This window comes from Desertihabitans brevis, assembly GCF_003327535.1.
GTDB lineage: Bacteria > Actinomycetota > Actinomycetes > Propionibacteriales > Propionibacteriaceae > Desertihabitans > Desertihabitans brevis.
In genome coordinates, this window is sequence record NZ_QOUI01000006.1 from 230,800 (window position 1) to 249,794 (window position 18,995).

The 18,995-nt window shown below is 73.2% G+C and carries 18 protein-coding genes and 1 pseudogene; 10 read left to right on the forward strand and 9 right to left on the reverse strand.

The window, feature by feature from the left end:
• Nucleotides 1–8: 8 nt before the first annotated feature.
• A complete protein-coding gene (locus DT076_RS11445; RefSeq protein ID WP_233493882.1) occupies nt 9–1,223 on the reverse strand; it encodes a LacI family DNA-binding transcriptional regulator in 1,215 nt (404 codons plus the stop codon).
• 98 nt (nt 1,224–1,321) lie between these two features.
• Here DT076_RS11445 and DT076_RS11450 point away from each other — a divergent pair, with 98 nt between their 5' ends.
• The 7 genes from DT076_RS11450 to DT076_RS11480 all read left to right on the forward strand — a co-directional run bounded on the left by DT076_RS11450 (nt 1,322) and on the right by DT076_RS11480 (nt 9,146).
• Complete coding sequence (locus tag DT076_RS11450) at nt 1,322–2,671, forward strand: ABC transporter substrate-binding protein (RefSeq protein WP_114126799.1); 1,350 nt, start codon at nt 1,322–1,324, stop codon at nt 2,669–2,671.
• 4 nt (nt 2,672–2,675) lie between these two features.
• The gene (locus DT076_RS11455; protein ID WP_325048366.1) at nt 2,676–3,653 is read left to right on the forward strand and encodes a carbohydrate ABC transporter permease; all 978 of its coding nucleotides are present in this window, start codon (nt 2,676–2,678) and stop codon (nt 3,651–3,653) included.
• Nucleotides 3,650–4,570: a carbohydrate ABC transporter permease gene (locus DT076_RS11460; RefSeq protein ID WP_114126800.1), complete on the forward strand. Its 921-nt coding sequence runs from the start codon at nt 3,650–3,652 to the stop codon at nt 4,568–4,570. The genes DT076_RS11455 and DT076_RS11460 overlap by 4 nt, the downstream gene beginning before the upstream one ends.
• Before the next feature lie 58 nt (nt 4,571–4,628).
• Complete coding sequence (locus DT076_RS11465) at nt 4,629–6,869, forward strand: family 43 glycosylhydrolase (RefSeq protein ID WP_114126801.1); 2,241 nt, start codon at nt 4,629–4,631, stop codon at nt 6,867–6,869.
• On the forward strand, nt 6,866–7,909 hold the full coding sequence (locus DT076_RS11470; RefSeq protein WP_233493883.1) for a glycoside hydrolase family 43 protein: 1,044 nt from the start codon (nt 6,866–6,868) through the stop codon (nt 7,907–7,909). The genes DT076_RS11465 and DT076_RS11470 overlap by 4 nt, the downstream gene beginning before the upstream one ends.
• A gap of 85 nt (nt 7,910–7,994) precedes the next feature.
• Nucleotides 7,995–8,828, forward strand: a complete 834-nt coding sequence (locus tag DT076_RS11475; RefSeq protein WP_114126802.1) for a DUF3626 domain-containing protein — start codon at nt 7,995–7,997, stop codon at nt 8,826–8,828.
• A gap of 96 nt (nt 8,829–8,924) precedes the next feature.
• The gene (locus tag DT076_RS11480) at nt 8,925–9,146 is read left to right on the forward strand and encodes a hypothetical protein (RefSeq protein ID WP_114126803.1); all 222 of its coding nucleotides are present in this window, start codon (nt 8,925–8,927) and stop codon (nt 9,144–9,146) included.
• 155 nt (nt 9,147–9,301) lie between these two features.
• On the opposite strand, the gene DT076_RS11485 is transcribed toward DT076_RS11480, so the two are convergent.
• The 3 genes from DT076_RS11485 to map all read right to left on the reverse strand — a co-directional run bounded on the left by DT076_RS11485 (nt 9,302) and on the right by map (nt 12,387).
• Entirely contained in the window at nt 9,302–10,801 is a 1,500-nt protein-coding gene (locus DT076_RS11485) for an HNH endonuclease signature motif containing protein (RefSeq protein ID WP_114126804.1), read from the reverse strand.
• A 95-nt stretch (nt 10,802–10,896) separates the two neighbouring features.
• A complete protein-coding gene (locus DT076_RS11490) occupies nt 10,897–11,493 on the reverse strand; it encodes a dihydrofolate reductase family protein (protein WP_114126805.1) in 597 nt (198 codons plus the stop codon).
• Between the two features lie 45 nt (nt 11,494–11,538).
• Complete coding sequence (gene map, locus DT076_RS11495) at nt 11,539–12,387, reverse strand: type I methionyl aminopeptidase (RefSeq protein ID WP_114126806.1); 849 nt, start codon at nt 12,385–12,387, stop codon at nt 11,539–11,541.
• A 62-nt stretch (nt 12,388–12,449) separates the two neighbouring features.
• Between map and DT076_RS19645 the strand changes: the two genes are divergently transcribed.
• Entirely contained in the window at nt 12,450–12,623 is a 174-nt protein-coding gene (locus DT076_RS19645; RefSeq protein ID WP_199539130.1) for a hypothetical protein, read from the forward strand.
• A gap of 4 nt (nt 12,624–12,627) precedes the next feature.
• On the opposite strand, the gene DT076_RS11500 is transcribed toward DT076_RS19645, so the two are convergent.
• The 3 genes and pseudogenes from DT076_RS11500 to DT076_RS11505 all read right to left on the reverse strand — a co-directional run bounded on the left by DT076_RS11500 (nt 12,628) and on the right by DT076_RS11505 (nt 15,359).
• Nucleotides 12,628–13,383 carry a hypothetical protein gene (locus tag DT076_RS11500; RefSeq protein ID WP_147264132.1) on the reverse strand — a complete coding sequence of 252 codons (756 nt, stop codon included), beginning with the start codon at nt 13,381–13,383 and terminating at the stop codon, nt 12,628–12,630.
• 141 nt (nt 13,384–13,524) lie between these two features.
• Nucleotides 13,525–13,581 (reverse strand): annotated as a pseudogene (locus DT076_RS20455) (hypothetical protein); the annotation flags it as partial.
• On the reverse strand, nt 13,578–15,359 hold the full coding sequence (locus DT076_RS11505; RefSeq protein WP_199539131.1) for an NAD+ synthase: 1,782 nt from the start codon (nt 15,357–15,359) through the stop codon (nt 13,578–13,580). The gene DT076_RS11505 and the pseudogene DT076_RS20455, both read right to left, overlap by 4 nt.
• Before the next feature lie 109 nt (nt 15,360–15,468).
• Here DT076_RS11505 and glnA point away from each other — a divergent pair, with 109 nt between their 5' ends.
• Nucleotides 15,469–16,806 (forward strand): type I glutamate--ammonia ligase, encoded by a 1,338-nt coding sequence (gene glnA, locus DT076_RS11510; RefSeq protein ID WP_114126809.1) that lies wholly within the window; start codon nt 15,469–15,471, stop codon nt 16,804–16,806.
• Between the two features lie 5 nt (nt 16,807–16,811).
• Complete coding sequence (locus tag DT076_RS11515) at nt 16,812–17,315, forward strand: hypothetical protein (RefSeq protein WP_114126810.1); 504 nt, start codon at nt 16,812–16,814, stop codon at nt 17,313–17,315.
• A 10-nt stretch (nt 17,316–17,325) separates the two neighbouring features.
• Here the strand turns inward: DT076_RS11515 and DT076_RS11520 are convergent, their stop codons facing one another.
• Both DT076_RS11520 and DT076_RS11525 read right to left on the reverse strand, forming a co-directional pair.
• Nucleotides 17,326–18,294, reverse strand: coding sequence for a hypothetical protein (locus DT076_RS11520; RefSeq protein WP_114126811.1), 969 nt, complete (start codon nt 18,292–18,294; stop codon nt 17,326–17,328).
• Nucleotides 18,291–18,857 carry a DinB family protein gene (locus DT076_RS11525; RefSeq protein WP_199539132.1) on the reverse strand — a complete coding sequence of 189 codons (567 nt, stop codon included), beginning with the start codon at nt 18,855–18,857 and terminating at the stop codon, nt 18,291–18,293. Before DT076_RS11525 ends, DT076_RS11520 begins: the two co-directional genes overlap by 4 nt.
• Between the last annotated feature and the right edge of the window lie 138 nt (nt 18,858–18,995).

Below are 18,995 nucleotides of genomic sequence, written 5' to 3' on the forward strand. Positions count from 1 at the left end.
CGCCCATGCTAGCGCGGGCCGACCGTGCTCTCGCGCACCTGCAGGGCCCACGGCACCTGGACCGACTCCGGCCCGTCGGCGGCGTCCTCGATCCGGGCGATGAGCAGGCGCAGCGCCTCCCGGGCGAGCACCTCCAGGTCCGCAGCCACGGTGGTCAGGGTGGGGGTGGTGTAGCGGCCCTCGGCGATGTCGTCGAAGCCGGCCACCGCCACCTCTTCCGGAACGCGGACACCGGCCTCCGCGCAGGCCCGCAGCGCACCGACCGCCATCAGGTCGTTGAAGCAGAAGACGGCGTCGGGGCGCTCGGGCAGGGCGAGCAGCTCGTGCATGGCGCGCCGGCCGTCCTCCCGCCCGTACTGGGCGACCCCGCGCACCAGACCGGGGTCGACCGGGAGCCCCGCGGCGGCTAGCGCCTGCTGGTAGCCGTCCAGCCGGACCGAGGCGGTGCCCCGCACCGACTCCCGGCCGATCGCGGCCACCCGCCGCCGGCCCAGCGAGACCAGGTGCTCGGTGACGCTGCGGGCGGCGGCGACGGAGTCCACCGCGACGTGGTCGTAGCCGGGTGGGATCGCGCGCTCCCCGAGCAGCACCATCGGCAGCTGGTCGGCGCGGTCGGCGATCTCGTCGGCCGAGAGCGCCAGCGGGGAGAAGACCACCCCGTCGATGAGATGGGTGCGCACACCGTCGAGCACCAGGCGCTCGGCGGCGGCGTCGGCCCCGGTGGTGTCGAGCAGCATCAGGTAGCCCAGCCGGGTGGCCTCGGCGCTGACCAGGGCGGCCAGCTCGGCGAAGTAGGGCGACTCCATCGCCGGCACCGCGAGGGCGAGGAACCCGGCCTTGCCGTGCTTGAGCTGGCGGGCGCTGAGGTTCGGCCGGTAGTGCAGCTCGCGGATGGCCTGCTCGACCCGGGCCCGGGTGGCCGGGGTGATGTGCGGGTAGTTGTTGATGACGTTCGAGGCGGTCTTCACCGACACCCCGGCCCGGGCGGCGACGTCCTTCAACCGCGCGGTGGGGGTCCGCCCGGCCGGACGCCCCGCTCCTGCACGCACCATGGCGGGCAGCCTAGACGACGCTTTACATCTGAGGTCAACCGTTGTAGAAATGGCCACCACGTGCGCTTCAACCGTTGTAGAACGGCTGCGGCGCGGGATCTCGACGAGGAGGCAGGGGTGCAGGTCGACGACGCCGTCACCGGCCGGGGGAGCGTCCCCGGCAGCTGCCATCCGCGGGTCCGTCCCGCTCCCGCCCGTCGGCGCTGCGTTCCCCGGCTGGTCGACGATCGTCGACCTCCGACTGATCCTCCCTGTGAAAGGACCTCCTGATGCCCTCACCGACGACCTCCGGTCTCACCCGACGGGGCCTCCTCACCGGTTCCCTCGGCGCGGCGGCCGCGCTCGGTCTGGCCGGCTGCGGCGCGGGCTCGAGCGGTGTGCCGGGCAGCGACCAGGCGCCGGCGCCCTCGGGTGACGGCGGCGCCGGCGGCTACGACGGCCCGCCGGTCACCCTGCAGTTCTGGAACGGCTTCACCGGCGGTGACGGGCCGATCATGAAGAAGCTCGTCGAGCAGTTCCAGACCGAGCACGAGAACATCTCGGTCACCATGAACACGATGCAGTGGGCCGACTACTACGCCAAGCTGCCCAGTGCGGTGACGGCCGGCAAGGGCCCCGAGATCGCGATCATGCACGTGGACTCGGTGGCCACCAACGCCGCCCGCCGGGTGATCCAGCCGCTGGACGACGTGGCCACGGCCCTCAACCTGTCCGAGAGCGACTTCGCCACCGTGCCGTGGCAGGCCGGGCTGTTCCGCGAGCAGCGCTACGCGATCCCCCTGGACGTCCACCCGCTCGGCTTCTTCTACAACAAGACGGTGATGGAGCAGGCCGGCCTCGACCCCGAGGCGCCGCCGACCGACGCCGAGTCCTACGGCACCGCGCTGGAGGCCCTGAAGAGCGCCGGCGTGCAGGGCCACTGGGCCACGCCGTTCCCCTTCACCGGCTCCCAGACCGTGCAGGCGCTGCTGTGGCAGCACGGCGGTGAGCTGTTCAGCCCCGACGCCACCGCCGTCACCTGGGCCGACCAGCCCGGTGTGGACGCCCTCACCTGGTACGTCGACCTCATCGCCGACGGCCACTCCCCGGCCAAGATCGCCCAGGACGCCGACGCGATCGCCCTGCAGAACGGCAAGACCGCCTTCAACTGGAACGGCATCTGGAACGTCAACACGCTCAAGGAGGTGGAGTCGCTGGAGTGGGGTGTCGCGCCGCTGCCCAACATCGGCGGCACCCCGGCCGCGTGGGCGGGCTCGCACCAGTTCGTGCTGCCGACGATGAAGACCCCCGACGAGAACAAGAGCCAGGCCGCGCGGGTGTTCCTCAACTGGATCAGCCAGCAGTCCCTGGAGTGGGCCAAGGCCGGTCAGGTCCCGGCCCGCACCTCGGTGCGCGAGTCGGCGGAGTTCCAGGCCCTGCCCGAGCAGTCGACCCTGGCCGAGCAGATCGACGTCCTGCACTTCCTGCCCCCGGTGGCCGGGATCGGCGACGCGATGACCGAGTGGGACAAGGCCATCAACGAGGCCGTGCTCGGCACGAAGAGCCCGCAGGCGGCGCTGTCCGACGCCGCCGGGCGCGCCACCCAGGTGCTCGAGGCCAACGCGAAGAAGTACGGCTGAGCCGGTGAGTGCCACGACCGACGGGGCGCTGCGCCCGGTCCCCGGACGGGTGACCGGGCGCGGCGGCCCCCGCCGCGGAGGCGACGCGCTGCGCTTCGGCGGGGTGCACGGGTCGCGGGCGACCCCGTACGCCTTCCTGCTGCCCTACCTGGTGCTGTTCGTCACCTTCGTGGCGGTGCCGGCGGTGTACGGGCTGTGGATCAGCCTGCACGACTGGGACTTCCTGCTCGAGGGCAAGCCCTTCGTCGGGCTGGACAACTACACCGCCCTGTTCGACCCCGCCTCGGTGCAGTTCCAGCCGTTCTGGAACGGGATGCGCGCCACCGCCATCTTCACCGTGGCCAGCGTGCCGTTCCTCGTCGTCATCCCGCTGGGGCTGGCGGTGCTGCTGCACCGGCACTTCCCCGGCCGCACCTTCTTCCGGGCGGTGTTCTTCGCGCCGTACGTGCTCGGGGTGGCGGTCATCGGCCTGATGTGGCGCTACCTGCTCGACCCGTCCTTCGGCGCGGTGAACGGCCTGCTCGGGCTGCTCGGGCTGCCGTCGGACATCCCCTGGACGACGGGCCAGCCGTGGGCCTGGATCTCGCTGGTGGCGGTGACGGTGTGGTGGACGATCGGCTTCAACGCCGTCATCTACCTCGCCGGGCTCGGTGACATCGGCGCGGAGCAGTACGAGGCGGCCTCGCTGGACGGGGCCTCGGCCTGGCAGCAGTTCCGCCACATCACGGTGCCCGGGCTGCGGCCGGTGCTGGTCTTCGTCGTCACCATGACGGTGCTCGCCAGCGCCAACATGTTCGGCCAGAGCTACCTCATCACCCAGGGCGGGCCGGGTGACTCCACCCGCACCGCGATCATCGCCATCACCGAGCTCGGGCTCAGCCAGTACCGGATGGGCCAGGCCGCGGCGATGAGCTACCTGCTCGCGGTGTTCCTGGCGATCGTCTCGCTCATCAACTTCCGTCTGCTCAAGGAGCGGTCATGACGACGACCTCCCAGACCCGGGAGCAGGTGGCCGACGCGCCCGGGACGTCCGCCTCGACGCCGCCGCCCGCGGCCCGGCGCCGCAGCCGTCGCCCGCTGGCGGGACAGATGCTCTTCTGGGCGGTGATGGGGCTGCTCACGGTGGTCTTCGTGGGACCGCTGCTGTGGATGCTGCTCACGGCCTTCAAGACGAACGTGGAGAGCCGGACGGTGCCGCCCACGTTCCTGCCCAGCGAGCCGACCTTCCAGGCGTTCCGCACGCTGTTCTTCGGCGACGACGCCTCCCCGGTGCTGCTGTGGGCGGCCAACTCCTTCCTGGCCGCGAGCGCGCACGCGGTGCTGGTGATCGTCGTGTCGTCGATGGCCGGCTACGCGCTGGCGCGGATGGAGTTCCCGTTCAAGCGGCTGCTGTTCGGGCTGATCATCTCGACGCTGTTCGTGCCCGGGTTCATCTTCCTGATGCCGAACTTCCTGCTGCTCAACTCGCTGGGCTGGCTGGACACGCTGTGGGCGCTGATCGTGCCGGGCGCGGCCGGGGCGTTCGGGGTGTTCTTCATGCGCCAGTTCTTCGCCGCGCTGCCGGTGGAGCTGGAGGAGAGCGCCCGGATCGACGGCGCCGGGCCGTTCCGCATCTTCCGCTCGATCGTGCTGCCCAACGCCCGGCCGGCGCTGGTGACGCTGGCGGTGCTGTCGTTCCTGTCGAACTGGAACGACTTCGTCTGGCCGATCTACGTGCTGTTCTCACCCGAGCGGCTCACGCTGCCGGTCGGGCTGAGCAAGCTGCAGGGCGCCTACACCACCGACTACCCGGTGATCATGGCCGGCGCCGCCATCGCCAGCGTGCCCGTGCTGGTGCTCTACGTGTTCGTGCAGCGCTACGTCATCGAAGGTGCCGCCAGCAGCGGCATCAAGGGCTGACCCGGCCCACCCCGCCCGGCCCTGGCCGGGCCCCGCACCCACCGTGACGAGGACGTCCATGACCCACCTGCTCCGCCGGCGCGCCGCCGGCCTCACCGTCGGCGGCCTGGCCCTGACCGGCCTGGTCGCCACCACCACCGCCGAGGCCGCCCCGCCACCGCGCCACACCAACCCGGTGAGCGCCTCCTTCGCCGACACCTTCGCCGACCCGGCCGTGATCGAGGGCAAGGACGGCTGGTGGTACGCCTACTCCACCGCCGACCCGCTGCGCGAGGGGGACGCACCCGGCGTCATGCACATCGCCCGCACCAGGGACTGGCTGGACTGGGAGTACCAGGGCACGGTCTTCGACGAGACCAACCGCCCGTCCTGGGCCACCGCCACGTCGGGGCTGTGGGCCCCCGACGTCCGTTACGTGGAGGGGCGCTACGTCCTCTACTACACCGTCACCGACACCACGCTGAACCCCGGTGACGACTCCGCGATCGGGGTGGCGACCGCGCCGAGCCCGACCGGGCCGTGGACGCCCGGGGAGGAGCCGGTGGTCGCCCCGCGGCCGCAGGGCGACGGCTTCCTGTGGACCTTCGACCCGAGCCAGCTCACCGCCGTCGACGGCCGCCGCTACCTCTACTACGGCTCCTACTTCGGCGGTCTGCACGTCACCGAGCTGTCCGAGGACGGGCTGCGCGCCGTCGGCGAGCCGACCCAGGTGGCGATCGACAACCGCTACGAGGGCAGCTACGTCATCCGCCACGACGGCTGGTACTACCTGATGGCCTCGGCGGCCAACTGCTGCGCCGGACCGACCACCGGATACTCGGTCTTCGCCGGTCGGTCGCGCTCGCCCCTCGGCCCGTTCGTCGACGCCGACGGCATCTCGCTGCTGGACTCCCGCGTCGGCGGGACGCTGGTGCTCACCCAGAACGGGAACCGCTGGATCGGTGCCGGCCACCACGCCGTGGCCACCGACGCCAGCGGGCGCGACCACATCGTGTACCACGCGCTGGACCGCGAGGACCCCTGGTTGACCGAGCCGTTCGGGATCAACGAGCGCCCGATGCTGCTGGACCGGCTGGACTGGGTGGACGGCTGGCCGCGCACCCGTGCCGGGGCCGGGCCGAGCGAGGGACGCCAGCCCGCGCCGGTCACCGGGTCGGCCCTGGGCATCCAGCCCGACGACCCGGCCGCGGCCGGGTTCGAGGGCCTGCAGGAGGGCCCGGCGGACCCGCAGGCCGGGGCCACCGCGCGGGTCGACGGCGAGGCCGTCACCGAGCAGGAGGCCCCGGCCCGCGCGCTGCGGCTGCGGATGGACGTCCGCGGGGACGAGCCGCTGACCGTGGAGCTGGGGAACGCGCGCAAGGGCGTCACCGTCGTCCGCTCGGACGGCGAGCTGCGCGTGAGGACCACCAACGGGCGGGACGTGCGGACGAGCACCACCGCGGCCCCGGACCGGGACGGGTGGCAGACGCTGGTCGTCGAGGTGGACGGCAGGGCCGTGCGGGCCGCGCTGTCGGAGAGCGACCTCAACGACCCGGCCGCCGAGGTCGGGCACGAGGCCCGCGGGCTCGCGGTGCCGCGGGCGGCGGTGCGGCTGTCCTCGACCGGTGTGCTGGTCGACAACGTCACCGTGCAGCCGTTGGCCCGGGAGAGCGCGGAGCCGGCCGAGGAGCCGGAGGTGGGCGAGGTGCTGTGGGCCGAGGAGTTCGACGGACCGGGCACCGCGCTGGAGTGGGTGCGTCCCGACCCCGACGCGACGGTGGCCGACGGCGCGCTGCGGTGGCCGCTGCAGGCCGCCGACCTCACCGGGAGCTCCGACAACGCCAGCGTCGCGCTGACCGACGCCCCCACCGGGGACTACGTGGCCGAGACGAAGCTGACCCTCGACCTCGGCACCGACGAGGTCCGCAACTACCAGCAGGCGGGGATCGTGGCCTACGCGGGCGACGACGACTTCGCCCGGCTGTCGACAGTGGCGATCTGGAACACCCGGCAGACCGAGTTCGGCCGGGAGCTGGTGGCCACCGAGGACGGGCGGACCAGCTTCGGCGGGGCGCTGGTGGGCACGCCGGCGTCGACCGTGTGGTTGCGACTGGCCCACAGCACCAACGCCGCGGGTGAGCACCTGTACCGGGCCGGCACCAGCCGCGACGGGGAGGAGTGGACCTGGGGTGCGGTGTGGACCTTCCCCGCCGGTACCGAGCCGCGGATCGGTCTGGTCGCCCATGGCGGCGACACCCCGCCCGCGACCGCCGAGTTTGACCACCTGCGCTTCTACGAGCGCACCGACTCCAGCCGGTGAGCGTCAGAGCGCGCGCCCGGCGGGCTCTGGTCGCCCTGGTGTCCGGCGTCCTGCTGGGCACCGCCGGCTGCCAGGGCGGCGCAGGCACCACCGGTCCGGCCCCTACCCCCGACGTCGAGCAGGAGAGCAGCACGATGGGCTTCACCAACCCGGTCTTCGACCAGAACTTCCCCGACCCGATGATCATCACCGCCGAGGACGGCAGCTACCTGGCGATCGCCACCAACGGCAACGGCAGCAACGCCCAGACGCTGACCAGCGACGACCTGGTCACCTGGCGCCAGGGCCCGGACGCGCTGCCGGACCTGCCGTCGTGGAGCTCGCCGGGCAAGGTGTGGGCGCCGGAGGCGATCCAGCACTCCGAGGGGCGCTACCTGCTCTACTACACGACCCGGGCACCGGACCCGGAGATCCAGTGCGTCGGGGTGGCGGTCGCGGAGCGGGCGGGTGGGCCGTACGTGGACGAGCGTCCCGGGCCGCTGGTGTGCGAGGAGGACCAGGGCGGGTCGATCGACGCGCACCCCTTCACCACCGCCGACGGGACGCGGTACCTGTACTGGAAGAACGACGGCAACGCGGTCGGGGTGGACACCTGGATCTCGGTGCAGCAGCTCGACGAGTCCGGCACCGAGCTGGTGGGGGAGCCGCGCCGGCTGTTCAAGCAGGACCTGCCGTGGGAGGGGACGCTGGTCGAGGGGCCGTTCCTGTGGGAGCACGAGGGTCGCTTCCACATGTTCTACTCGGCCAACTCCTACGCCTCGCCCGACTACGCCGTCGGCCACGCGGTCGCCGACGACCCGCTGGGCCCCTTCACCAAGACGCCGGAGCCGATCATGGTCGGCAACGACGTGGCGGCCGGACCGGGCCACTGCGCCCTGTTCGAGAAGGACGGCCGGGTGTGGATGGTCTACCACGCCTGGTACCCCGGCGAGGTCGGCCCGGACTACCCGGGGCGCACGATGTGGCTGAGCGAGGTGACCTTCGACGGCGACACGGTGTCGGTGGTGCCGCCGACGGTGGACTACCCCGAGCGGCCCTGAGGAGCTCCGCGTGAGCGAGCAGGACGGCATCGGCCTGCGGGGGCGGCGGCTGCGGAGCGCGAGGTTGTGACGTGAGACTGGACGTGTGACGGAGGTACCGGCCTGGCGACGTGCGCTCGCCCACGTCGAGGAGCGCTCGAGCGGCCCCGCTCTCGACCGGTCGCTGCGGGTGACGGTGCACTTCCACCCCGACCGGCTGGTCGCCGGGCTGCCGCTGCTCGCGGTGCTGGCCCGGACGGGACGTTACCGCTCGCAGTTCGAGACGGGGACGAGCAACGGTGGTCTCACCGCGCACCCGGGCGGGGACCGCTGGCGGTGGGAGCAGCGGATGTTCGGCCACGCCTACGACGACGCCGCGCCGTCGGAGCGTCCGGTGTACGGCTCGCTCGACCACCGTCGCCGGGACGTGGGCGGGTCGGTCCGGTTCGGCTCGGCGCACCTGGTGCTCGCCGAGGCCGTGCTGGACCGCACGACGTTCTGCTGGCCGGACAGCACCTTCGAGCCGGTCGACTTCGGCACCGCGCGCCGGATGCGCCTGTCCGAGCTGGCCGACGCCGCCGACGTGGACCGGCTCGACGACTACGTCGAGGCCCACGTGCACGGGCAGCTGCTTCTCGACCGCGACGTCGAGGCCGTGGTGCTCGACCCGTCCTACCGCGGCACCGAGGTGGAGGCCGCTGCGACGGGGCTGCCGGTGCCGGTCCGCTGGCACTCCGGGCTGCGGCTCTCCGTCGACGAGCTGACCCGGCGCGCGGACTACCGGGGGAGCGAGGTGGTCCGGGTGGGTCGCGAGGTGGCCGAGGACGGCTGGCTGGACGCCCGGCTGGTCGGGCGGGCCGCTGCGCGCGGGCGGCACGACCCCCAGCTGCTCAAGCGTCTGTGGCACTGCGTCGCCCGCTTCGGGGGCCCGGCTGGCTGATCGGCCGTCGTGGTCCGCGGCCAGGAAGCAGGGGGGCCGCCGCGGGGATGTCGTGGCGCCGGAGGGCTGTCAGTGTCCGTTGGCAGGCTGCACCGCATGGGACCGGCGGTGCGGGACGACGAGCGCGCCACCCTCCTGCGTGCGCCGCGGCCGCGGGTGCGGCACTGCTGGGTGCAGCACGCCGGTGGGGAGTGGCCCGGTGTGGTCGTGCAGTGGCGCCACGAGGGTGGGCAGTGGTCGGCCCTGGTCTCCTGGGTCGAGGACGCGGAGTCGCTGCGGGTGGAGTGGTTGCCGGCGCAGCGTCTGCGTCGCGCATAGGCCGTAGCGTGTCGGCTGTCACCCGCCGCCCACCGGCCTAGGGCTCTTCGGGGCCGGCCCGCCGGTGGGCAGGCCGACGGCCCGTCGAACGGGCTCTCAAGGAGGTTCGACGGGTCGGGGCGGTGGCGCTCAGGACGTGGGTTCGGGTGGGCGGATCAGAACGGCGGTGGGGCCTCGGACCGTCCGCGGGAGGAGGTGACAGAGGCGAGGTCACGTCTCGGACGCCGAGGTCGGCTGCGCGGGCTGATCCTGCTGACCGCGGGCGGTCCGTTCGCGGCCCGACCGGGCCCGTCCAGGCTCCGTCCGGGTGGTGGCGGGTCCAGTGCGGTGGTGCCGCCGTCGGGGGTGCGGGCGTACCGCCACCCGTGCGGGCTGGTCCACAGGTAGGTCCGGGTGCCGGTGACGCGGTAGCGCCAGCCGGCGAAGGTCTTCAGCCGGTGGTGCGTGCGGCACAGCGGGGCCAGGTTGTCGGTGGAGGTCGGTCCGCCGGCGGCGAAGGCGACGATGTGGTCGGTGTCGCAGGACCAACCGCGCTCCTCGTCCTCCTCATCGCGACGACGACCGCCCTGGTAGGGGTGCGCCGGCCGCGAGCACCAGGGGAACACGCAGGTGCGGTCGCGCAGCGCCACCGCCTCGCGCATCCACGCCGGGATCCGGTAGCCCTCGACTGCCTCGTCGGTGGTGAGATCGATGACCGGCTTCACGGTCACCCGAGCATCGGGGCGTCCGCACCAGTCGCGGACCTGGCCGGCGGTGACCGGCGTCCCGGTGTTCTCCACCCTTCCCCACCCGTCGTGTCGGCGTCCGAGCGCGACGGCGGACAGGTGCACGCACAGCACCACGCGCTCGGCGGCCCGGCCGACCGTTGCGCCGCCTCCGGGCTGGTCGGCCTCGGTGGTGAGGAGGTCCAGTGCGGGCTGGCGGCGGGCCAGGTCGCCGACTGCCCTCGCCCGGCGGGCGTCGAGTGAGTCGGTGCTGCCGAGCAGGCCCAGGGCGTGCGCGCCCTCGGCCACGGCGGCGTCCAGGGCCAGCGCGTCGGGCAGGTCGAGCCGTCCGAACACGTCCGACAGCCCGTGCCGCTCACCGGTGGCGTCGTGCTCGACCTGGAAGCACCGCCGGTCGGCGGCGTCCAGACGCCGACGCTCAGCCTCCTCCGGCATGTGGCGCAGCACCGCCGCGCTCACCAGCCGCTCGAGCTGCGCGTGCCCGATCCGCCCGGCCACGCCGGCGACCTGGGCGTCGACGAAGGCGGCGGCGTCGCGGCTGAGCGCCAGGGTGCGCTCGGCGACCTGCCGTGCCTGCCACGCGGCGACCCGGCCCTCGTGCACCAACGACCAGAGTCGGGGCAACCGGTGCCGCAGCTCCAGGGCGTGCCCGATCAGCCGCTCACCGGCCGTGGTCGACATCCCGAGCGCGGCGCCGAGCTCGGCCACGCAGTCGAGCGCCACCCCCGGGACGCCGTCACCGCCCAGACACTTGCCGCTGTCCTTCCCGCGCTCGGTGTAGGTGGCCGCCAGGGACGGCTCCGGTGCCGGGTGCAGGTCGGCCCAGCGCGCCGCCTGCTGCAGCAGCGCGGCGCTGGCTGCGAGCTCGACCTGGCGCAGCTCGTGCACCTGCGCCAGCACCGCCCGGGCGTCGGGTCCGTCGTCGTCCATGGCCCCAACGCTACGGCGGGGGACTGACGGTTTTCGATCGTGCGAGCGAATCTGTGGACGACGAGTGATCCGCGGTGGATCGCCCTTCGACAGGCTCAGGGCGTTGGGGTTGCGTCAGCGGTTCCGTGCTGATTGAGCACCCGGAAGCGGAGCATCGTCACCGGGCCTGACTGGCGGTTCTCGTACGGCTCGAGCTCGACCGGGCCGAGGCCCGGTGCCGAGAACCGCACGCCGTCGCCGAGGACCACCGGGATGACGTAGACCAGCACCTCGTCCACCAGACCCCGCTGCAGGCACTGCGTCGCGAGGTCGGCCCCGAGGACCTCGACGTTCTTCCCGCCCGCGGCGGCCCGTGCCGTGGCGATGGCCTCGGGCAGGTCGCAGCTGAGGAACGTCACCCCCTGGTCGTCGGCCGGCGGGTGGTGGGTCAGGACGAACACCGGTCCGCCGTCGTACTCGGTGTCCTCGACCGCCATCCGCCGGGACACGTCGTGCGTGCGGCGACCGACCAGCATCGCGCCGGTCTCGGCCATCACCTCGGGGAACCGGTCGTCCCGCACGTAGCGGATCGCCCACGCCATGTCGTCGTCCGGTCCGGCGATGAAGCCGTCCACCGACACCGACCGGTTGACGACGACCTTGCCTCCACCGGCTGCCCCGCCGGCGACCCCATCTGCTGCCACATCGGTCATGCCGGGTCCGACCCGGCGCGCGGGCCGAACTCATCGCGGCCGCGGTCAGGGGGCGGTGAGGACCTCAGCGCCGGTCTCGGTGACGACGATGCTCTGCTCGAACTGGGCGCAGCGGCTGCCGTCGGCGGTGAGGACGGTCCAGTCGTCGTCCCACATCACCCACTCGTGGGTGCCGAGGGTGATCATCGGCTCGATGGTGAACGTCATCCCGGGCCGCATCACGGTGTCGTAGCGCGGCTCGTCGTAGTGGGGGATGACCAGCCCGGAGTGGAAGGCGGTGTGCACCCCGTGCCCGGTGTAGTCGCGCACCACGCCGTAGCCGAACCGCTTGGCGTAGGACTCGATCACCCGGCCGATGACGTTGACCTGGCGACCGGGCCGGACCGCCTTGATCGCCCGGTTCATCGCCTCCTCGGTGCGCTCGGTGAGCAGCCGCGAGTCCTCGTCGACGTCACCGCAGAAGAAGGTGGCGCAGTTGTCGCCGTGCACGCCGTCGACGTAGGCGGTCAGGTCGATCTTGACGATGTCGCCGTCCTCGAGCGGGCGGGCGTCGGGGATGCCGTGGCAGATCACCTCGTTGACCGAGGTGCACAGCGACTTCGGGAAGCCCCGGTAGCCCAGCGTCGAGGGGTAGGCGTGGTGGTCGAGCAGGTACTCGTGCCCGACCCGGTCGATCTCGTCGGTCGTCACCCCCGGCGCGATCACGGCCGCCGCGGCGTGCATCGCCTCGTGCGCGATCCGGCCCGCCACCCGCATCTTCTCGATGGTCTCCGCGCTCTGCACGTGGCTGCCGGTGTAGGGCTCCGGCGCCTCGCGTCCCACGTAGGCCGGCCGCGGGATCGAGCGGGGGACGCTGCGCACGGGCGAGACCGGGTAGGGCACGATGGCTGGCACGGGGGCGATGATAGCTGCGGCCCCCGGTGCGGCCCGGCGCTCGCGACGACAGGAGGACGCAGATGGCAGCCGAGTACTACTGGTGCCTGGAGCACAAGACCGTCGAGACCCGCGAGGGGTGCAAGGCGCTCAACCGGCTCGGTCCCTACCCGAGTCGGGAGGAGGCCGCGCAGGCGATGGAGAAGGTCGCCCAGCGCAACGAGCAGTGGGACGCCGAGGACGAGCGCTGGGACTGACCGCTCACCCGACGCGCAGCGACTCCCGGGCCGCGTCGATCAGCGCGATCCGCTCCGTGTCGCCGATCGGGGCGCAGGAGGTGTAGAACGACAGCGACTCCCCGTCGCCGTCGTCGACCACGATGACGTCGCTGACGTCGCCCTCCACCTGCTCACCCGACACCCGGATCTCCGCGCGGATCCACCAGCCCGGGCGTCCGTCGACGGTGATCGCCTCGTTGCGCAGCTCGGTGATGCCGGTGAGGTTGCGGTAGAACGCCGACGTCGTGGTGCAGGCGAGGAAGTCCGCGGCGGCGCTCTCCGGCGTCTCGAAGCCGTCGGCGATCGCCAGCGCGCCGACCACGGTCGAGGCGATCCAGCTGTCGACGACGTGGTCGACCTGACCGGCGGCGTCGTAGGTCCAGCTGTAGCCGTAGGCGCTGTAGTCGTCCCACCCCGGCACCGGCTCGTAGGCCAACCCGCCACCGTGCACCAGCCCGTCTTCGGGGTGCTCCTGCCGGGTGCCGGGGTCGCCGAGCGGGCAGTCCTCCAGCGGCGCGGCCGTCGCGCTGCCCGACGGCGTCGGGGTGGGGGTCGGCGACGGGCTCTGGCTTGGCGTCGGCGTGGGCGTGGGCCGGCTGGTCTCGTCCCAGGCCGAGACCGTGGGGGAGGGTGCGGGGTCAGGGGTGGCGACGTCGTCGCGGCCGAAGAGCCTCGGCACGAGCAGTACCCCGAGCACCACGGCGAGGACGACCACGCCGACCACCAGGGCCACCGCCACCGCCGCGCCACCACCACGCCCGCGGCCCCCACCGGGACCCGCCGGTCCACCGCCACGCCCGCCGGGACCGTGCCCAGCCGGACCGGGCGCACCAGCGCCCACTCCGCCCGGCGTCGTCTGGGCGGTCCACGACGACCCGTCCCACCACCGGTGGCCCCCGCCGCCGGCGGGGTCGGGGTACCAGCCCGGCGCACTCACGCGTCGGCGACGTCGCTGATCGGGGTGGGCGAGTCGGGACGGGTCTCCCGCCAGCCGTTGGTGATCGGCAGCCGCCGGTCACGCCCGAACGCCTTGAAGCTGATCTTGGTGCCCGGCGGGTACTGGCGGCGCTTGTACTCGGCGCGGTCGACCATCTGCACCACCCGCTGCACCAGCTCGGCGTCGAAGCCGGCCGCCACCATCTCGGCCATTCCGGTGTCGGTGCCGACGTAGGCCTCCAGCACCTCGTCCAGCAGCGGGTAGGGCGGCAACGAGTCGCTGTCGCGCTGGCCGGGCCGCAGCTCCGCGCTCGGCTCCTTGGTGATCGTGCCCTCGGGGATCGGTGGGGTCTCCCCACGCCGCTCAGCCTCGGCGTTGCGCCACCGGGCCAGCTCCCACACCTGGGTCTTGTAGACGTCCTTGATCGGGGCGAACCCGCCGACCGCGTCGCCGTAGATGGTGGAGTAGCCCACCGCCAGCTCGGTCTTGTTGCCGCAGGCCAGCACGATCGAGGGCCCGTGCTGGTTCGACTGCGCCATCCAGATCACCGCCCGGATCCGGGCCTGCAGGTTCTCCGCGGCGACCCCGTCCAGCTCGAGCGCGTCCTCGAAGGCGTCCACCATCGGCGCGATCTCGGTGGTGGTGAAGTTCAGCCCGGTCCGCCGGGCCAGCTCGGCGGCGTCGCTGCGCGAGTGCTCGCTCGACCAGCGGCTCGGGTTGGAGATGCCGTACACGTTCTCCGCGCCCAGCGCGTCGCAGGCGATGCTGGCCACCAGCGTCGAGTCGATCCCGCCCGACAGCCCCAGCCACACCTTCTCGATGCCGTTCTTGGCGCAGTAGTCGCGCAGCCCCAGCACCAGGGCGTGGTGGATCTCGGCCAACGGGTCGAGCCGGTCGAAGTGCTGCGGTTCGACCGGGGTGGACGTGGGCTCGCGCGCCTCGCTGACCGGGCCCAGGTCGAGGTGGCGGCGGATGCTCATCCCGCTCGCCCCGGTCTCGGCGCGTTCCTCGGTGGCGGTGGCCGCTGGCAGCTGCAGGTCGACGACCACCAGCGTCTCCACGAACTGCGGGCCGCGGGTCAGCACGTCGCCGTCGGCGCCGACCACCATGGTGTCGCCGTCGAAGACCAGCTCGTCCTGCCCGCCGACGAGGTTGACGTAGGCCAGCGCGCAGCCGGCCTCGCGGGCTCGGCGCTGCACCAGCTCGAGCCGGGTGTCGTCCTTGGCGGCCTCGTAGGGGGAGGCGTTGATCACCGCGAGCAGCCCGGCGCCGGCCTCGGCGGTGGCCTGCACCGGCCCGCCGTCCTGCCACAGGTCCTCGCAGATCGCCACCGCGACGTCCACCCCCCGCACCCGCACCACCTGCAGCTCGGTGCCGGGACGGAAGTAGCGGAACTCGTCGAAGACGCCGTAGTTGGGCAGGTGGTGCTTGGCGTAGCCGGCGACCACCCGGCCGTCGTGCAGCACCGCGGCCCGGTTCTCCGGACGCCCGTCGTCGGCCCGGTCGAGGTAGCCGAGCACCACCACCAGCTCGCCCAGCCCCGCCTCGGCCAGCGTGGTGGCCAGCGTCCGAGCGGCCTGCACGCTCGCCTCCACGAAGCTGGTCCGCAGCGCGAGGTCCTCCACCGGGTAGCCGGTCAGCGCCATCTCGGGCAGCAGCACCAGGTCGGCGCCGGCCTCGGCGGCCTGCCGGCACCAGTCGACCACCGCCTCGGCGTTGCGGGCGATGGCTCCCACGCCGGCGTTCATCTGGACCAGGGCGACTCTGAGCTCGGGCACGCGGTCAGCGTAGCGATCCGTGGGCCGGCTCCCGGGAGCGCCGGGCCACCGCGCGGGCTCCGGCGAGGGAGGTTCGTCACGGTTCGCGGCGTCGGGCAAGATGTCGCCCATGGACAAGCAGATGGAGTTCGTGTTGCGCACGATCGAGGAGCGCGACGTCCGCTTCGTCCGTCTCTGGTTCACCGACGTGCTCGGTTTCCTCAAGTCGGTGGCGATCGCGCCGGCCGAGCTCGAGGGCGCCTTCAACGAGGGGATCGGCTTCGACGGGTCCGCGATCGAGGGGTTCGCGCGGATCCAGGAGGCCGACATGGTGGCCCACCCCGACCCGTCCACCTTCCAGCTGCTGCCCTGGCGCGACCAGGTGCAGGGGACGGCCCGGATGTTCTGCGACATCCGGCTGCCCGACGGCTCGCCCTCCTACGCCGACCCCCGGTTCGTGCTCAAGCGGGCGCTGGACAAGGCCGCCGACCAGGGCTTCACCTTCTACACCCACCCCGAGATCGAGTTCTTCCTGCTCGAGAACACCATCGTCCCCGGCCAGCCGCCCACCCCGGTCGACTCCTCGGGCTACTTCGACCACACCCCGCACGGCACCAGCAGCGACTTCCGCCGCCGGGCGATCACCATGCTGGAGCAGATGGGCATCTCGGTGGAGTTCTCCCACCACGAGCACGCCCCGGGCCAGCAGGAGATCGACCTGCGCTACGCCGACGCGCTGACCATGGCCGACAACATCATGACCTTCCGGGTGGTGATCAAGGAGGTCGCGATGGCCGAGGGCATGCGGGCCTCCTTCATGCCCAAGCCGTTCACCGAGCACGCCGGCTCGGGCATGCACACCCACGTCTCGCTGTTCGAGGGCGACAGCAACGCCTTCTACGACGCCTCCGACGAGTACCACCTCTCGACCACCGCCCGGCAGTTCATCGCCGGCGTGCTGCACCACGGTGCGGAGATCAGCGCGGTGACCAACCAGTGGGTGAACTCCTACAAGCGGCTGGCCGGCGGGGGAGAGGCCCCCACCCACATCAGCTGGGGCCGCAACAACCGCTCCGCCCTGGTGCGGGTGCCGATGTACAAGCCGTCGAAGAGCTCCTCGGCCCGGGTGGAGATCCGCTCGATCGACTCCGCCGCCAACCCCTACCTGGCCTACGCGGTGGTGCTGAGCGCCGGCCTGGCCGGTATCCAGCAGCAGATGGAGCTGCCGGAGGAGACGGCCGAGGACGTCTGGTCGATGACCGAGCGGGAGCGGCGCGCGCTGGGCATCGGCTCGCTGCCGCGCAACCTCGACGAGGCGGTGCGGATCATGGAGGGCTCGGAGCTGGTCGCCGAGACCCTCGGCGAGCACGTCTTCGACTACTTCCTGCGCAACAAGCGCACCGAGTTCGAGTCCTACCGGTCCCAGGTGACGCCGTGGGAGCTCAACAGCCTGCTGCCGGTGCTCTGAGCCGTGTGCGGATCGCCGGTCTGCGGTTCCCGCTGCGGCTGGTCCGCGACGGGCTGGAGCTGACGCTCACCTCCCGCGAGGCGCTCGAGCTCGAGGTCGACGCCCTCGGCGACTGGACGCACGACTACCGCTGCACCGACGCCGACGGCACCCGGCTGCGGCTGGTGGTGTGGCAGCACACCTGGCTCTTCGCCGTCCCCGTCGACCGCGGCTGGCACCCGGGTCGGCTCACCGTCGTGGCAGGCGCGACCGAGCACGGCCAGGTGCTGGCCGAGCGCTCCGACGGGCGGCTGCACCGGCTGGTCGAGCTGGAGCCCAACGGCCACCACACCCCGCTGCCGAACTGGCCGCAGCCGCTGCCGGTCGACGCCGGTCTGGGGCTGCAGCCGTCCTCGGTGGCGCCGCGGGCCTTCGACCGGTTCTGGACGCTGTGCACCCAGGCCCGCCCGCACCGCCGCTACCGCACCGGCTGGTGGGGACGGCTGGGTCTCGGCGACCGCGCCGGGTAGCTTGAGGACCTCACCGGTCGACGGGCGCGGCGTGGTCGAGGGTGTAGGCCGCGAGCAGCGCGCGGACGTCCTCGTCGCACCCGCCCTCGGAGGCGGCGGCCCGGGCGGTGCCGGCCAGCCAGTCCGCGACCTGCACCCGCGGGTCGAGGCGGGAGTCCACCCCGGCCCGGATCGTCAGCCGCAGCCCGGGACGGCACCGGCGCACCCGGGCCTCGAGGGCCCGGATCCTCGCTCCGTTGAGGGTGGACTGCTCGTCGTGCAGCACGACCAGCTCCTCGACGTCGTCGGCCCAGTGCTCGACGGCGCAGGTCACCGCGGGCAGCACCGGGGCCAGCAGCGGGACGCCGGCCGGGTCCGCCGCGGCGGCCGCCCGCATCGCCACCGCCCGGTCGCGGCCGCCGGCCAGCGGGGCGAGCCGCTCCGCCAGCCACCCGCCGCGCGCCGTGCCGCACAGGTCGTCCAGGTCGGCGACGAAGCGGTCGACCGCGTCCGGCGGCACCCAGCGGCTCGTGGTCCACAGCAGGTCCCCGGCGGCGGAGAGGAACCGTCGCCAGCGGGCCGGCCCGACCGTGACCGGCCCGAGACGGTGCAGCTCGAGCGCCAGCGGGTGCCAGCGGCCGTCGCGGGTCGGGCACGCGAGGCCGTCGGGCGGCTCCGCACCGGCCAGCAGCTGCAGCAGCCGCGTCAGCACGAACACCCGGGTGTCGGTGAGGTGGACCGCGCCGTGACCGGGCAGCCCCGAGCCGGCGCCGAGCAGCCACCGCAGGGTGTCCCGCCGCCCGGGGTGGCGCAGCCGCGACGCCTTCAGCTCACCGCCGCCCCACCCGAGCCGCCGGCGCACCTCGCCGACCAGGGCGTCGGCGGCGGCCGGGTCGAGGGTGACGCTGGCGTGGGCGAAGATCGGCTCGCCCCGGGCCAGGTTGCCGCCGCTGAACCCGGACTCGTCGCAGGCGACCACCCGGGACGGCGGCGGGCTCACTGCCCGACCCGCCCGTCGACGCGTTCGCGCAGCAGGTCGGCGTGGCCCATGTGCCGGGCGTACTCCTCGATGACGTGGACCAGCACCTCGCGGAGCACGTCGCCGTGCGCGCCGCGCCGACCGAGGCCGTCCGTCCCGGCGACGAGGCGCTCGGCGAAGGCGACCTCGGCCCGCCACGTCCGCCAGGCCTCGGCGACCACGTCGGCCCGGGGCACCGCGCCGGCGAAGTCGCCGTCGGGGGCGTCCCCGGTGCGGTCGAGCAGGGGGACGTCCTCACCGGCCGTACGGCGGCGGAACCCGATGCGCTCCACCCCGGCGAGGTGGCGCACCAGGCCGAGCAGGAACAGGTCCGAGGGCGGGACCGACCGCGTGGCCAGCTGGGCGGCGTCCAGCCCGGAGCACTTGAGCTCGAGGGTGGGCCGGTAGCTCCGCAGGTAGCTGGTGAGCACCGTGCGCTCGGTGTCGGAGCCGAGCTCCTGCGCGCGGGGGTCGGCCTCGGGTGGGACGAACATGTCCTCCCAGCCGAAGCGGCGGGGAGGGAGATCGGGTGGTGACGTGGGCATGGCGATCCTCTCGGCGTGGTCCTGCTGGGCTGCCCTGACACGGATCGCAGCTCCGACGGTCACTCCACCGGGTGTGCGTCGGCGAGCCTACGCCGCCCGCGCCGCCGCCTCCACGGAATTGCGCGGGTGCGCCCACGG